Annotated in this window: 13 protein-coding genes; all 13 read left to right on the top strand. The window is 65.0% G+C overall.

Translation table 11 applies throughout. The annotated features are described in order from the left end of the window. The first annotated feature begins 2 nt into the window (after positions 1–2). Positions 3–263: a cytochrome C oxidase subunit IV family protein gene (locus AC0L2F_RS20675; protein ID WP_473249652.1), complete on the top strand. Its 261-nt coding sequence runs from the start codon at positions 3–5 to the stop codon at positions 261–263. Between the two features lie 96 nt (positions 264–359). After that, the gene (locus AC0L2F_RS20680) at positions 360–812 is read left to right on the top strand and encodes a c-type cytochrome (protein ID WP_007608447.1); all 453 of its coding nucleotides are present in this window, start codon (positions 360–362) and stop codon (positions 810–812) included. Between the two features lie 39 nt (positions 813–851). Further along, complete coding sequence (locus AC0L2F_RS20685; protein ID WP_473249653.1) at positions 852–2,198, top strand: cbb3-type cytochrome c oxidase subunit I; 1,347 nt, start codon at positions 852–854, stop codon at positions 2,196–2,198. Between the two features lie 59 nt (positions 2,199–2,257). Then, entirely contained in the window at positions 2,258–3,070 is an 813-nt protein-coding gene (locus tag AC0L2F_RS20690; RefSeq protein ID WP_473249654.1) for an AAA family ATPase, read from the top strand. Positions 3,071–3,080: 10 nt separating this feature from the next. After that, positions 3,081–4,997, top strand: a complete 1,917-nt coding sequence (locus AC0L2F_RS20695) for a nitric oxide reductase activation protein NorD (RefSeq protein WP_473249655.1) — start codon at positions 3,081–3,083, stop codon at positions 4,995–4,997. Positions 4,998–5,073: 76 nt separating this feature from the next. Beyond that, positions 5,074–5,727 carry an HAD family hydrolase gene (locus AC0L2F_RS20700; protein ID WP_473249656.1) on the top strand — a complete coding sequence of 218 codons (654 nt, stop codon included), beginning with the start codon at positions 5,074–5,076 and terminating at the stop codon, positions 5,725–5,727. Between the two features lie 18 nt (positions 5,728–5,745). Beyond that, a complete protein-coding gene (locus AC0L2F_RS20705; protein ID WP_456652408.1) occupies positions 5,746–6,696 on the top strand; it encodes a sugar-binding transcriptional regulator in 951 nt (316 codons plus the stop codon). A 313-nt stretch (positions 6,697–7,009) separates the two neighbouring features. Then, positions 7,010–8,323 (top strand): ABC transporter substrate-binding protein, encoded by a 1,314-nt coding sequence (locus tag AC0L2F_RS20710; protein ID WP_473249657.1) that lies wholly within the window; start codon positions 7,010–7,012, stop codon positions 8,321–8,323. A gap of 90 nt (positions 8,324–8,413) precedes the next feature. Next, on the top strand, positions 8,414–9,286 hold the full coding sequence (locus AC0L2F_RS20715; RefSeq protein WP_473249658.1) for a carbohydrate ABC transporter permease: 873 nt from the start codon (positions 8,414–8,416) through the stop codon (positions 9,284–9,286). 3 nt (positions 9,287–9,289) lie between these two features. Beyond that, on the top strand, positions 9,290–10,120 hold the full coding sequence (locus AC0L2F_RS20720) for a carbohydrate ABC transporter permease (protein WP_473249659.1): 831 nt from the start codon (positions 9,290–9,292) through the stop codon (positions 10,118–10,120). A gap of 16 nt (positions 10,121–10,136) precedes the next feature. After that, positions 10,137–11,144 (top strand): ABC transporter ATP-binding protein, encoded by a 1,008-nt coding sequence (locus AC0L2F_RS20725; RefSeq protein ID WP_007608462.1) that lies wholly within the window; start codon positions 10,137–10,139, stop codon positions 11,142–11,144. Between the two features lie 39 nt (positions 11,145–11,183). Next, positions 11,184–11,957 (top strand): SDR family NAD(P)-dependent oxidoreductase, encoded by a 774-nt coding sequence (locus AC0L2F_RS20730; RefSeq protein WP_473249660.1) that lies wholly within the window; start codon positions 11,184–11,186, stop codon positions 11,955–11,957. Positions 11,958–11,995: 38 nt separating this feature from the next. Then, positions 11,996–13,642, top strand: coding sequence for an FGGY-family carbohydrate kinase (locus AC0L2F_RS20735; protein WP_473249661.1), 1,647 nt, complete (start codon positions 11,996–11,998; stop codon positions 13,640–13,642).

Raw genomic sequence — 13,642 nt, forward strand, 5'->3', positions numbered from 1 at the left:
CGATGCCGGATCGCCTGGAAATCACCTGGCTCGCGCTGATCGGCCTCGCGCTCGCGACCATCATGGTGCCACTACTGGTGCCGCTGCCGCTGCTCGGCGACGCCCTGCTGCTGGCCGTGGCCGCCGTCAAGGGCCGCCGGATTGCGCTCGATTTCCTCGATCTTCGCGCGGCGCCTGCGCTCTGGCGCGGCCTCGTCAGCGCCTGGATCCTCATGGTGGTGCTGTTTGCCTGGCTCACATCCGCCGTCGCCGCCCTGATCTGACCCACTCCTTGCGCCCTGACAAAGAACAGGCCGGGCCAATCGGCAATAGATCGCATCACCGATTTTCTCGACGGGACTCAATTGAAAGGATTGGCAATGGCTGAACGCCTGACCAAGTCGGCCGCTCGAAACGTCTTCTACGGCGGCTCGGCCTTTTTCTTCGCCATCTTCATCGGGCTGACGGCGCACAGCCACTACTACATGGCCACGACATCGACGGACGCGGCGACGCTGACGTCGTCGGTCGCCCGCGGCAAGCATGTCTGGGAGAAGAACTCCTGCATCAACTGCCACACTTTGCTCGGCGAAGGCGCCTATTTCGCGCCCGAAGTCGGCAACGTCTGGGATCGATGGGGCGGCAAGGAGGATCCGGCCGGCGCGCGAGAGACGTTGAAGGCCTGGATGCAGTCGCAGCCTTCGGGCGCGGAGGGCCGGCGACAGATGCCGCAGTTCAACCTCACCGATCAGGAGCTCAACGATCTCGCCGATTTCCTGCAATGGGTGAGCACGATCAAGCGCCAGGATTGGCCGCCGAACAAGGCCGGCTGAGCCCGCCGCTTTCCTCTTTCAAGACAGAGAGAATCCGAGATGAAATATCAAACGCAGAAAGTCGCGATGCTGTATTTCTACGGCGCGCTGACCCTGTTCCTGGCCCAGGTCCTGTTCGGCCTCCTCGCCGGGACCATCTACGTCCTGCCCAACACGCTGTCGGTGCTGCTGCCGTTCAACATCGTCAGGATGATCCACACCAATGCGCTGATCGTGTGGTCGTTGCTCGGCTTCATGGGCGCGACCTACTACCTGCTGCCTGAGGAAACCGAGACCGAGCTGTACAGCCCGCTGCTCGCAAAGATCCAGTTCTGGATGTTCTTCGGCGCAGCGGGCGTCGCGGTGGTCGGCTATCTCTTCCACTACCATGAAGGCCGCGAGTTCCTCGAGCAGCCCTTCATCATCAAGGTCGGCATCGTCGTCGTCTGCCTGATGTTCCTGTTCAACGTGACCATGACCGCGCTCAAGGGACGCAAAACCACGGTCACCAACATCTTGCTGTTCGGCCTGTGGGGCGTTGCGATCTTCTTCCTGTTCGCCTTCTACAATCCGGCGAACCTCGCCGTCGACAAGATGTACTGGTGGTACGTCGTCCATCTCTGGGTCGAGGGCGTCTGGGAGCTGATCATGGCCTCCGTGCTCGCCTATCTCATGATCAAGCTCAATGGCATCGATCGCGAGGTGGTCGAGAAGTGGCTCTACGTCATTATCGGCCTCGCGCTGTTCTCCGGGATTCTCGGCACCGGCCACCACTTCTACTGGATCGGCGCGCCCGGCTACTGGCAGTGGATCGGCTCGCTGTTCTCGACGCTCGAGGTCGCGCCGTTCTTCACGATGGTGATCTTCACGGTGCAGATGACCTGGAAGGCCGGCCGCAAGCATCCGAACCGCGCCGCGCTGCTGTGGTCGGTCGGCTGTTCGGTGATGGCGTTCCTGGGGGCCGGCGTCTGGGGTTTCCTGCACACGCTGTCCTCGGTGAACTACTACACCCACGGCACCCAGGTCACCGCCGCGCATGGCCATCTCGCCTTCTTCGGCGCCTATGTGATGCTCAATCTTGCCGTGATGGCTTACGCCATCCCGCAGATCAAGGGACGCGCACCCTATAACCAGTGGCTCAGCATGACGAGCTTCTGGATCATGTGCACGGCCATGATGACGATGACGTTCGCGCTGACCTTTGCCGGCGTGGTCCAGGTCCATCTCCAGCGCGTGCTCGGCCAGGGCTACATGGACGTGCAGGACCAGCTCGCCTTTTTCTACTGGGTGCGGCTCGGCTCCGGTGGGTTCGTCGCGATCTCCGCGCTGATGTTCGTCTGGGCGGTGCTGGTGCCCGGCCGCGAAAAGCTGGCGACCATTCCCGCCGCGCTGCAGCCGGCCGAGTAAGCGTGACGGCGGCCGCGTTTCGTCGCGGCCGCCGCTTCAGACATCTACGGAGAGAGATCATGAAAGCAGCCCTTCACGCCTTGGCCGCGCCCGCACCCGCGCTACCGGCCTACGTCGCAAGCGGCAACGAGTGTGCCCTGTTCGAGCACGCCTGGCGGCACCGGCTTCCGGTCCTGCTGAAGGGGCCGACCGGTTGCGGCAAGACGCGTTTCGTCGCGCATATGGCGGCGCGGCTGGGCTTGCCGCTCCACACCGTCGCCTGCCACGACGATCTCACCGCCGCCGATCTCACCGGCCGCTATCTGCTGAGGGGCGGCGACACCGTGTGGACCGACGGTCCATTAACGCGCGCGGTCCGCGAGGGCGGCATCTGCTATCTCGACGAGGTGGTGGAAGCCCGCAAGGACGTCACCGTCGTGCTGCATCCGCTCACCGATGACCGCCGTATCCTTCCGCTGGAGCGAACCGGCGAGGAGCTCGCTGCTCCCGCGAGCTTCATGCTCGTCGTCTCCTACAATCCCGGTTACCAGACCCTGCTCAAGGCGTTGAAGCCATCGACGCGGCAGCGCTTCGTCGCCATCGAGTTCGGCTTCCTGCCAGCCGAGCAGGAGATTGCGGTGGTGTCGGCCGAGAGCGGGCTGCCACCGGATCGCGTACGGCCGCTGGTCGCGCTTGCCGGACGCCTGCGGGCGTTGAAGGGGCATGATCTGGAGGAGGGCGTCTCGACCCGGCTCGTGGTGTATTGCGCGACCTTGATCGCGGCGGGTGTCTCGATCGCCGATGCCGTGCTCGCCGGCATGATCGAGCCGCTGACCGACGATTCCGACGTCAAGGCGGCGCTGCTGGATGTCGCGCGCGCCGTGATCGGGTGAGGCAGGTTCCATGCTCGACTTCCTCGAACTTGAGGAGACGGTCGGCCGCGCCTGGCATCGGATGGTCGGCGGCACCGCGAGCTATCCGGTTCACGATGATCACGCGGTGGCACTTGCGGACATCAGAGGCCGGCTCGCGGTGATGTTCCGTGCGCTTGGCGGCGAGACGGGCGTTCAGATCGCGAGCGCGGGCGCACGCAGGGCGGGCCATCGGCCCGGCTGGCGGCAACGCATCGGCCTTGGAGACGAACGTCTCGAACAGCCGGGCCGCGACGCCGCGACCATCTTCCTTCCCGATCGCATCGCGATATTTGCCGACCGCGGCCTCAACACATGCCTCTATCGCTGGCTTACGGCGTGGTTCGCGGTCGCGCCGATCGAGACGATCACGGAGGATGATCCGCTGCGGCGGGACCTTCTGGTCTTGCGCCGGGCGAGCGAGACGGCGGTCTTCGTGCTCACGCAGTTTCCCGGGCTCGCCGCCGATTACGCGCGGCTCGCCGCAGCAATGGCCAAGGCCCGGCCGCGACGTCCGTTGCCGCGTCTCGAGCAGGAGATCGAGCAGATCGCTCTCGCCTTGCTCGGGGCCGGAAAGGCGTCCGCAAGCCGGCTGTGGCCGGCGATGATGGGGACAGGTCCGCTGCCGGACAAGGCACCGCCGGGCTATCGCTCGGTGCTGCCGTGTCCGCTCTGGGGCGATTGCTGGACGCGCGAGCTCTCGCCCGCGCATGCGGGCGGCGATGCGTGCGCACCGGGCGCGAATGCCGTGGCCCAGGATAATCGCAAGCGCTTTGCCGTGCGCGAGCGCGGGGACAACCCCAACCGCCGCGATCCCTTCGTGCTCAACCGCTTCGAAAAGATTCTCGCAATGGCCGAGATGGTCAATGTCGACCGTCCGGCTGACGACAGCGAGGATGAGGACGCGCAGAAGGCCGCCGACGATCTCGAGGAGATGACGCTGAGCCGCCGCAGCGGCAAGCCGGCGAGCCGGCTCAAATTCGATCTCGACCTGCCGCCGGAAGCCCTCGATGCCTCGCCGCTGAAGGCTGACCTCACCTATCCCGAATGGGACTACCGCAGCAGCTCCTACCTCTCCGATCACTGTCGCGTGCTCGCGGGCGCCGCGTCCGAGACCGGCGAGACCTGGTCGCCCGACGAGACGATGCGCCGGCATATCCGTCAGGTGCGGCAGCGCTTCGAGATCTTGCGGCCGCGCCGCGAATTGATGCGCGCCCAGGCTGACGGACACGACCTCGACCTCGACGCGCTCGTGCGCGCCCGCTGCGATCTTCGCGCCGGCAGCGGCGGCGGTCTCGATCGCATCCATGTCGCGATGCGCCCGCAGGGGCACGATCTCGCCGTCACGCTGCTTGTCGACGTCTCGCTCTCGACGGACGCCTGGGTCGACGGCCATCGCGTGCTCGACGTCGAGAAGGAGGCGCTACTCGTGCTCGCGCACGGCCTGTCGGCCTGCGGCGATCACCACAGCATCCTGACCTTCACCTCGCGCCGGCGATCCTGGGTGAGGCTTGAGACCGTCAAGGCCTTCGGCGAGCCGATGAGCGGGACAGTGGAGCGTCGTATCGGCGCGCTGAAGCCCGGCTATTACACGCGGATCGGCGCGGCGGTGCGCCACGCCTCGGCCGAGCTCACGCGTCAGCCCCAGCGCAAGAAGCTGCTGCTCGTCCTCACCGACGGCAAGCCGAACGATGTCGATCATTACGAAGGCCGCTTCGCGGTCGAGGACACCCGCAAATCGGTGCAGGAGGCGCGCCGGCTCGGCATCGCCGCCTTCGGCGTCACGGTGGACGCAACCGCGCAATCCTATTTCCCGACGCTGTTCGGGCGCGGCGGCTACGCCATCGTCGGCAACATCCGCCGACTGCCCGCGGCGCTGCCGGCGATTTACCGGCAGGTGGCGCACTGATTCAGGAAAGGGTGCGGCGTTCCGATCTCGGGGGTGAGCTATTGCCCATGCTATGGGTATATGATCGAATGGCGGGATGGACCAGGGCCGGCCGAAACCCGATCTGATCATCTTCGACTGCGACGGCGTGCTGGTCGACAGTGAGCTGTTGAGCTGTCGGTGCCTGTCCGACGTGCTGGCCGAATGCGGCATCGCGCTGAGCCCGGAGCAGGCGCTCGAGCTCTTTCTCGGACGCAGCACGAAAGCGGTCGAGCAGCATTATCGTGATCTCGGGCAGGTCGTGCCGGACGGCTTTCTGCCGCGCTTGAAGTCGCATGTGTTGAGCACGTTCGCCGGATCACTTCAGCCGATCGCGGATATTGCCACCGTGATATCGGAATTGCGGTCACCATTCTGCGTGGCCTCGTCCAGCGACATCGACCGTGTCGCGCTCTCCCTTGACGTTACCGGCCTGCGGGCGCATTTCGGCGGCCGGATTTACACCGCGCAGATGGTCAGGCATGGCAAGCCGGCGCCCGATCTCTTTCTGTACGCGGCCGAGCAGATGGGCACGCAACCTGCGCGCACGCTGGTGATCGAGGACAGTGCGAGTGGCGTGCAGGCGGGCAAGGCGGCCGGCATGATGGTCTGGGGATTTGCCGGCGGCAGCCATTATCGCGGACGCGACGGGCAGGCTATACTGTCGGGTGCGGGGGCCGACCGGGTCTTCGCGCGCATGATCGATTTCTAAGGACGCCTGACGCCTGCCATGGCCGCCGAGAACGAAAAGTCCAGGCTCGATGACGCCGCGCGTGCCGGCTGGCTCTATTTCATTGCCGGTCACACCCAGGACGAGATCGCGAAGATGCTCCAGGTGTCGCGCGCGTCGGCGCAGCGGCTGGTGTCGCTGTGTCTAGCCGAGCGGCTCATCACCTTCCGGCTCGAACATCCCATCGCCGCGTGCATGGAGCTGGCGGCGCGGTTGAAGGAACGTTTCGACCTCGCCCATTGCGAGGTGGTGCCGGCGGATCCCGCCGCGCCGCAGGCCACGGCGGGCATTGCCGAACGCTGCGCCAATCTGCTCGATTCCACGCTGCGTTCGGAAACCCCCGTCATCGTTGCGCTCGGCACGGGACGCGCCGTGCGCGCCGCGGTCGAGCGCGTCACGCCGATTGACCGGCCCAACCACCAGATCGTCTCGCTGGTCGGCAATATCTCCGCCGACGGTTCGGCGAGCTTCTACGACACCGTCGGCCGGCTTGCCGACCGCACCGGCGCGCGGCACTATCCGATGCCGCTGCCGTTCCTGATGTCATCCGAGGATGAGCGCAACAAAATGGTCCGGATCGAGCCGATCGCGAAGGTGAAGGCCGTCGCAGCCAAGGCGGATTTGCGCCTCGTCGGCATCGGTCAGATGGACCAGAAGGCGCAGGTCCATGTCGACGGCTTCGTCACCCGCGACGAATTGTTCGAGATGATGCGGCAAGGGGCGATCGGCGAGATCACCGGCTGGGCCTATGATTCCAAGGGCCGCCTGCTGAAGGCCGGCACCAACAGGCGCCTGACCAGCATCCCGCCGGAAGTGCCCGCGAAGACCACGACGATCGGCGCCGCCGTCGGCGCGGCCAAGGTGCCGGCGATTGCTGCGGCGTTGAATGGACGGTTGATCAACGGCCTGATCACGGACGAGGCGACGGCAAGGGCGATTCTGGAGCGCTGAGGCGGCTCGCTCTTCGTGCCGGGGAGGCAGGCGGTCTTTCCCCACACCACACTGTCATCGTCCGCGCAGGCGACGATCCAGTACGCCGCGGCTCCTCTTGGGGCAAACCAATAGACGACACGGCGTACTGGATGCCCCGCTTTCGCGGGGCAAGACACTGGGTGGGAGACGAGAGCTCAGCCCATCTCCCGCACCGCAGCACTCATAAGTTGCGCGAACAGCTTTGCGCCTGCTTGACAACGGCCCGCCCTCAGTCGAACATACGCCCAACGCGTGGGCATATGCTCAAAAGCGCGATTCTAGGGAGGTCACCGTGAAACACGTCCTCGGCGCCGTCTGCGGCGCGTCTTGCCTGTTGCTGGCCGTCCCCGCGATGGCTGAAACGACCCTGACGATCGCCACCGTGAACAACGGCGACATGATCCGGATGCAGGGGCTGACGGCCGAATTCACCAAGAAGAACCCCGATATCAGCGTCAAATGGGTGACGCTGGAAGAGAACGTGCTGCGCCAGCGCGTCACCACCGACATCGCCACCAAGGGCGGCCAGTTCGACGTCCTCACGATCGGCACCTACGAGGTGCCGATCTGGGCCAAGAAGGGCTGGCTGGTGCCGCTGGCCAATCTCGGCGCCGACTACGACGTCGCCGACCTCCTGCCCAAGATCAAGGATGCGGTCTCGGTCGACGGCAAGCTCTACGCCGCGCCGTTCTACGGCGAGAGCTCGATGGTGATGTACCGCACCGACCTGTTCGACAAGGCCGGCCTCAAGATGCCGGAAAAGCCGACCTGGGATTTTGTCATCGACGCCGCCAAGAAGCTCACCGACAAGAGCGCCGGCGTCTACGGCATCTGCCTGCGCGGCAAGGCCGGCTGGGGCGAGAACATGGCGTTCCTCTCCGCCATGGCCAATTCCTACGGCGCACGCTGGTTCGATGAGAAGTGGCAGCCGCAGTTCAACACGCCGGAATGGAAGGCGACCCTCACGACCTATGTCGACCTGATGAAGCAGGCCGGCCCTCCCGGTGCGAGCTCGAACGGCTTCAACGAGAACCTCGCGCTGTTCAATGCCGGCAAGTGCGCAATGTGGATCGATGCCACGGTCGCGGCGTCCTTCGTCACCAATCCGAAGGACTCCAAGGTCGCCGAAAAGGTCGGCTTCGCGCTCGCGCCCAACACGGGCCTTGGCAAGAACGCCAACTGGCTGTGGGCCTGGAATCTCGCGATCCCCGCGGGTTCGAAGAAGGCGGAAGCCGCCGAGAAGTTCATCGCCTGGGCAACGAGCAAGGACTACACCAAGACCGTCGCCGCAAAGGAGGGTTGGGCCAACGTGCCGCCGGGCACCCGAACCTCTCTGTACCAGAACCCCGAATATCTGAAGGTCGCCCCGTTTGCGAAGCTGACGCTGGCCTCGATCGATGCCGCCGATCCGAACAAGCCGACGGTGAAGCCGGTGCCCTATGTCGGCGTGCAATATGCCGCGATCCCCGAATTCCAGGGCATCGGCACGCAGGTGGGCCAGCAGTTCTCGGCCGCGCTTGCGGGATCGATGACGGTCGATGCCGCGCTCACCGCGGCGCAATCCTCAACCGAGCGCGAGATGAAGCGCGCCGGCTACATCAAGTGAGATCGAACTCTCCCTCCTGAGCTCAGACTTGCGGCCATCCACCGCTAAGGATGGATGGCCGCCGTCTTCCCGCAAGCGGAGAAGCCTAGAATGGCAACCCGGCAGACGCAGCTTCTCGCACGGATGCTCCTGACGCCGGCCGTCGGACTGCTGTTCATCTGGATGATCGTCCCGCTCGCGCTGACGCTCTATTTCTCGACACTGCACTACAGCCTGCTGGATCCCGGCTCGGAATCATTCGTCGGGCTGGAAAACTTCCGCTACTTCCTCACCGATCCCGCGTTCCTCGCCTCCCTCCAGAACACGCTGGTGCTGGTCGGCTCGGTGCTGGCGCTGACCGTCCTGCTCGGAATTCCGCTGGCGCTGTTGCTCGACCAGCCCGTGATCGGCCTCAACATCGTGCGGCTGATGGTGATCGCGCCGTTCTTCGTCATGCCGACGGTGAGCGCACTGGTCTGGAAGAACCTGTTGATGCATCCGGTGTCCGGGCTGTTTGCCTGGATCGCGTCGCTGTTCGGCTTGACGCCGATCGACTGGTTTACCGACGCGCCGCTGCTCGCGGTGATCCTGATCGTGTCCTGGCAATGGCTGCCGTTCGCCACGCTGATTTTGCTCACTGCGATGCAGTCGCTCGACGAGGAGCAGAAGGAAGCCGCCGAAATGGACGGCGCCAGCGCGGTCTCGACCTTCATCTACATTACGCTCCCGCACCTCGCGCGTCCCATCACGGTGGTGATCCTGATCGAGACGATCTTCCTGCTCACCGTCTTTGCCGAAATTTACGTCACCACGGGTGGCGGCCCAGGACTGTCGACCACCAACATCGCTTTCCTGATCTATTCGCAGGCACTGATCCAGTACGATGTCGGCACCGCCTCGGCGGGCGGCCTCGTCGCTGTCGTGATCGCCAACGTCGTAGCCTTCTTCCTGGTCCGCATCGTCGGCCGCAATCTGGAGGCATGAGACATGGCGCGGATGGCGACGAGGCGGCGGGTGGTGGTCTCGACGATCGGGGCGTGGTTCTTCGGCTTCCTGATCTTTTTCCCGATCCTCTGGATGGTGCTGGCGAGCTTCAAGACCGAACTTGAGGCCTTCGCGATTCCGCCGTCCTTCCTGTTCTTCCACTGGACCACCGAGAACTACGCGACCGTGCAGGAGCGCAGCGACTATTTCCTCCACGCGATGAACTCGATCATCATCGCCGGCGGTTCGACGCTCATTGCGCTATTGATCGCGATCCCCGCCGCCTGGTCGATGGCGTTCTCGCCGACCAAGCGCACCAAGGACATCCTGCTCTGGATGCTCTCGACCAAGATGATGCCACCGGTCGGCGTGTTGGTGCCGATCTACCTGATCTACAAGTCCTTCGGCCTGCTCGATTCCCGCATCGGCCTGGTTTTCATCCTGTGCCTCGGAAACTTGCCGATCGTGATCTGGATGCTCTTCACCTATTTCAAGGAGATCCCGCGCGACATCCTGGAAGCCGCGCGCATGGACGGCGCCACCATCGGCCGCGAGCTGGTCTATGTCCTGACGCCGATGGCGATCCCGGGGCTCGCATCGACCATGCTGCTGAACCTGATCCTGGCCTGGAACGAGGCGTTCTGGACGCTCAATCTGTCGACCTCGAACGCTGCGCCGCTCACCACGTTCATCGCGTCCTATTCGAGCCCGGAAGGGCTGTTCTGGGCAAAGCTGTCGGCAGCGTCGACGCTGGCGATTGCGCCCATTCTCGTCCTCGGTTGGTTCAGCCAGAAGCAGCTCGTGCGCGGGCTCACCTTTGGCGCGGTAAAGTAGGAAGGGCTGCCGGATCATGGGTCAGATCACACTTCAGGACGTGCAGAAATCCTTCGGCCCCGTGCACATCATCAAGGGCGCGGACCTGGAGATTGCCGACGGGTCGTTCGTGGTGTTCGTGGGGCCATCGGGCTGCGGCAAGACCACGCTCTTGCGGCTGATCGCGGGGCTCGAGGACGTCTCCGGCGGCAAGATCCTGATCGACGGCAAAAACGTGGTCGACACGCCACCGGCCAAACGCGGGCTCTCGATGGTATTCCAGTCCTATGCGCTCTATCCGCATATGAGCGTGCGCGGCAACATCGGCTTCGGCCTGAAGATGGCGGGGCTGGCCAAGGACGAGATCAACCGCAAGGTCGAGGCCGCCGCCGCGACGCTGAACCTCACGCCCTATCTCGACCGCAAGCCGCGCGAGCTCTCCGGCGGCCAGCGCCAGCGCGTCGCGATCGGGCGTGCCATCGTCCGCGAGCCCAAGGCGTTTTTGTTCGACGAGCCACTCTCCAATCTCGACGCGGCGTTGCGTGTGCAGATGCGCATCGAGGTGACGCGGCTCCAGAAGCAGCTCGGCACCACCGCGGTCTACGTCACCCACGACCAGGTCGAGGCCATGACCATGGCCGACAAGATCGTGGTGCTTAACGGCGGCAAGATCGAGCAATACGGCTCGCCGCTGGAGCTCTACGAGAAGCCGGCCAACCTTTTCGTCGCCGGCTTCATCGGCTCGCCCAAGATGAACTTCGTCACCGGCGAGCACGCCCTGCAGAAGGGCGCGGCAACGATCGGGGTGCGGCCGGAGCATCTCAAGATCGAGCGCGACGGTGCCGGCGGCTGGCAGGGAACGATCGCGGTGGCCGAGCATCTCGGCAGCGACACCTTCCTCTATGTCGATGCCGGTCCGCTCGGCATGCTGACGGCGCGCTACATCGGTGAATTGAGCCTGCACGCCGGCGACCATGTATCGCTGGTGCCGGAGCCCCCGCGCATCCATCGCTTCGACGCAAGCGGCAACGCGGTCAGGCTCTGACAAGAACCGGCAAAAAAGACAAGAATCGGAAAGAACAACATGTACCTGGAAAAATTCAAGCTGAACGGGAAGACGGCGTTCATCACCGGCGGCGGGCAGGGCATCGGGCTCGCCTGCGCGGAAGCGCTGGCTGAAGCCGGCGCCAGGGTGGTCATCGGCGATCGTGACAGCAAGGTCGCCGATGATGCGAAAGCCAGCCTGAAGGCGAAGGGCTACGACATCGAGACGGCGATCATGGACGTCACCGACACCAGGCGCGTGGCGGAAGTGGCCAACGACCTCGTCGCCCGCCACGGCAAGGTCGACATCCTCGTCAACAACGCCGGCATCGCCCGCAGCGAGACAGCCGCGGAGACCGTGACCGACGAGCACTGGCTCAATGTGATCGACGTCAATCTCAACGGCACCTTCTGGTGCTGTCGTGAGTTCGGCAAGCACATGCTCAAGGCGAAGAGCGGCGCCATCGTCAATGTCGGATCGATGTCCGGCTTCATCGTCAACAAGCCGCAGGAGCAGTGCTTCTACAATGCGTCCAAGGCCGGCGTGCACCATCTGACGAAATCGCTGGCCGCCGAATGGGGCGCGCGCGGTATCCGCGTCAACGCGGTGGCGCCGACCTACATCGAGACGCCGCTCAACGCCTTCGTGAAGAGCAATCCGAGAATGTACGACGCCTGGATCGGTGGAACCCCGATGGCGCGGATGGGGCAGGTCGAGGAGATCGCCTCGGTGGTGCTGTTCCTCTCCTCCGAGGCCGCGAGCCTGATGACCGGCAGCATCGTGCTGGTGGATGGCGGCTACACTTGCTGGTAGGCTTGCGTCAAAACTGACGAGAGCTTCCGGGGGCGACAATGCCGCGAGCGTATATCGGCGTCGATGTAGGGACCAATAGCACGCGGGCAGGGGTGTTCGACGAGGCGGGCACCTTGCTGGCGATCGCACGGCATCCGATCAGGATATGGCACGAGGCGGGTGACATCGTCGAACAGTCGTCCCAGGATATCTGGGACGCTTGCACGGCGTCGGTACGGGCCGCGATGGCGGAAGCTGCAATCGCGCCCGACAGCGTCGGCGGTATCGGTTTCGACGCCACCTGCTCCCTCGTGGTGCTCGACCGGCAAGGCGGGCCGCTCACTATCAGCACCTCCGGCGACCGGCAGCGCAACGTCATCGTCTGGATGGATCACCGCGCCACGGCCGAGGCGCGGCTGATCAACGAGACCGGTGACGCCGTGCTGCGCTATGTCGGCGGCTCGATCTCGCCAGAGATGGAAATGCCGAAACTGCTGTGGCTGAAGCGGCATATGCGCGCGAGCTTCGACGCTGCAGGGCACTTTTTCGATCTGGCAGACTACTTGACCTGGCGCGCCACCGGTTCGCTGCAACGCTCGACCTGCACCGTCACCTGCAAATGGAACTATCTCGCCCATGACGGTGGCGGCTGGAGCGCGCCATTCTTCAAGCGGATCGGCCTGTCGGACTTCGTCAACGAGAAATACGCCCGCATTGGCACCGAGATCGTCGCGCCCGGCACGCGGCTCGGCGCCGGTCTAACCGGTACGGCAGCTGCCGATCTTGGCTTGTCACCGGGCACACCGGTCGGAGCGTCCCTGATCGATGCCCATGCCGGCGGCATTGGCGCAATCGGCGGCCGCGACGGATCGGGCGGGATGAGCGACGTTGGCGACCGTCTCGCCTACATCATGGGAACGTCGGCCTGCATCATGGCGACGACGAAAGAACCGTGCTTCGTGCCGGGCGTGTGGGGTCCTTATTACTCCGGCATGGTGCCGAATTTCTGGCTTAACGAGGGCGGGCAGTCGGCTGCGGGCGCCGCGATCGACCATCTTCTCAAATCGCATCCCGGCCACGCCGAGGCGAGCGCCGCCGCGCGCAACGAGGGTCTCGACCTCATCGAGTTCCTCGAACGCCGCATCATCGCGCGCGCCGGCGGCGCCAGCCGCGCCGCGCTGCTGGCCCGCGATGTCCATGTGCTTCCCGAGTTCATCGGTAACCGCTCGCCCTATGCCGACCCTGAAACGCGCGCGGTAATCGCAGGCCTCGATCTCGACACCGACATCGCCTCGATGGAGCGGCTCTTCGTCGCTGGCCTCTGCGGTCTCGCCTATGGGCTTGCCGAGGTGATCGAGGCCTTTGCCGCGCATGGCGTCCACTCCAGCATCATGATCATGGGCGGCGGCGCAAGCCGCAGTCCGCTGGTGCGGCAGATCATGGCCGATACGACCGGCCTCACCGTGGCGCTGCCGCAGACCGGGGAGCCGGTGCTGCTCGGCGCTGCCATGCTCGGCGCGGTCGCCGGTGGCGCCTACGCCTCGATCGGGGAGACCATGGCAAAGATGTCGGCGCTGGGACGGAAAAGCGAGCCGACCACGCCCGACATCGCCGCCTTCCACGCCCGCAAGCGCGAGGTCTACAGATTGCTGCGCGAGGTCGATCGCGGCAGCCGCGTCGCGATGCGTGGAATGGCCGGAGGTTGA

This window comes from Bradyrhizobium sp. Ken64, assembly GCF_055807555.1.

What these genes read in the sequence shown, in the direction of transcription:
- AC0L2F_RS20685 (WP_473249653.1), top strand. Translation starts at nt 852, where the DNA reads ATGAAATATCAAACGCAGAAAGTCGCGATGCTGTATTTCTACGGCGCG.
- AC0L2F_RS20705 (WP_456652408.1), top strand. Translation starts at nt 5,746, where the DNA reads ATGGCCGCCGAGAACGAAAAGTCCAGGCTCGATGACGCCGCGCGTGCC.
- AC0L2F_RS20690 (WP_473249654.1), top strand. Translation starts at nt 2,258, where the DNA reads ATGAAAGCAGCCCTTCACGCCTTGGCCGCGCCCGCACCCGCGCTACCG.
- AC0L2F_RS20720 (WP_473249659.1), top strand. Translation starts at nt 9,290, where the DNA reads ATGGCGCGGATGGCGACGAGGCGGCGGGTGGTGGTCTCGACGATCGGG.
- AC0L2F_RS20695 (WP_473249655.1), top strand. Translation starts at nt 3,081, where the DNA reads ATGCTCGACTTCCTCGAACTTGAGGAGACGGTCGGCCGCGCCTGGCAT.
- AC0L2F_RS20730 (WP_473249660.1), top strand. Translation starts at nt 11,184, where the DNA reads ATGTACCTGGAAAAATTCAAGCTGAACGGGAAGACGGCGTTCATCACC.
- AC0L2F_RS20725 (WP_007608462.1), top strand. Translation starts at nt 10,137, where the DNA reads ATGGGTCAGATCACACTTCAGGACGTGCAGAAATCCTTCGGCCCCGTG.
- AC0L2F_RS20680 (WP_007608447.1), top strand. Translation starts at nt 360, where the DNA reads ATGGCTGAACGCCTGACCAAGTCGGCCGCTCGAAACGTCTTCTACGGC.
- AC0L2F_RS20715 (WP_473249658.1), top strand. Translation starts at nt 8,414, where the DNA reads ATGGCAACCCGGCAGACGCAGCTTCTCGCACGGATGCTCCTGACGCCG.
- AC0L2F_RS20675 (WP_473249652.1), top strand. Translation starts at nt 3, where the DNA reads ATGCCGGATCGCCTGGAAATCACCTGGCTCGCGCTGATCGGCCTCGCG.
- AC0L2F_RS20735 (WP_473249661.1), top strand. Translation starts at nt 11,996, where the DNA reads ATGCCGCGAGCGTATATCGGCGTCGATGTAGGGACCAATAGCACGCGG.
- AC0L2F_RS20700 (WP_473249656.1), top strand. Translation starts at nt 5,074, where the DNA reads ATGGACCAGGGCCGGCCGAAACCCGATCTGATCATCTTCGACTGCGAC.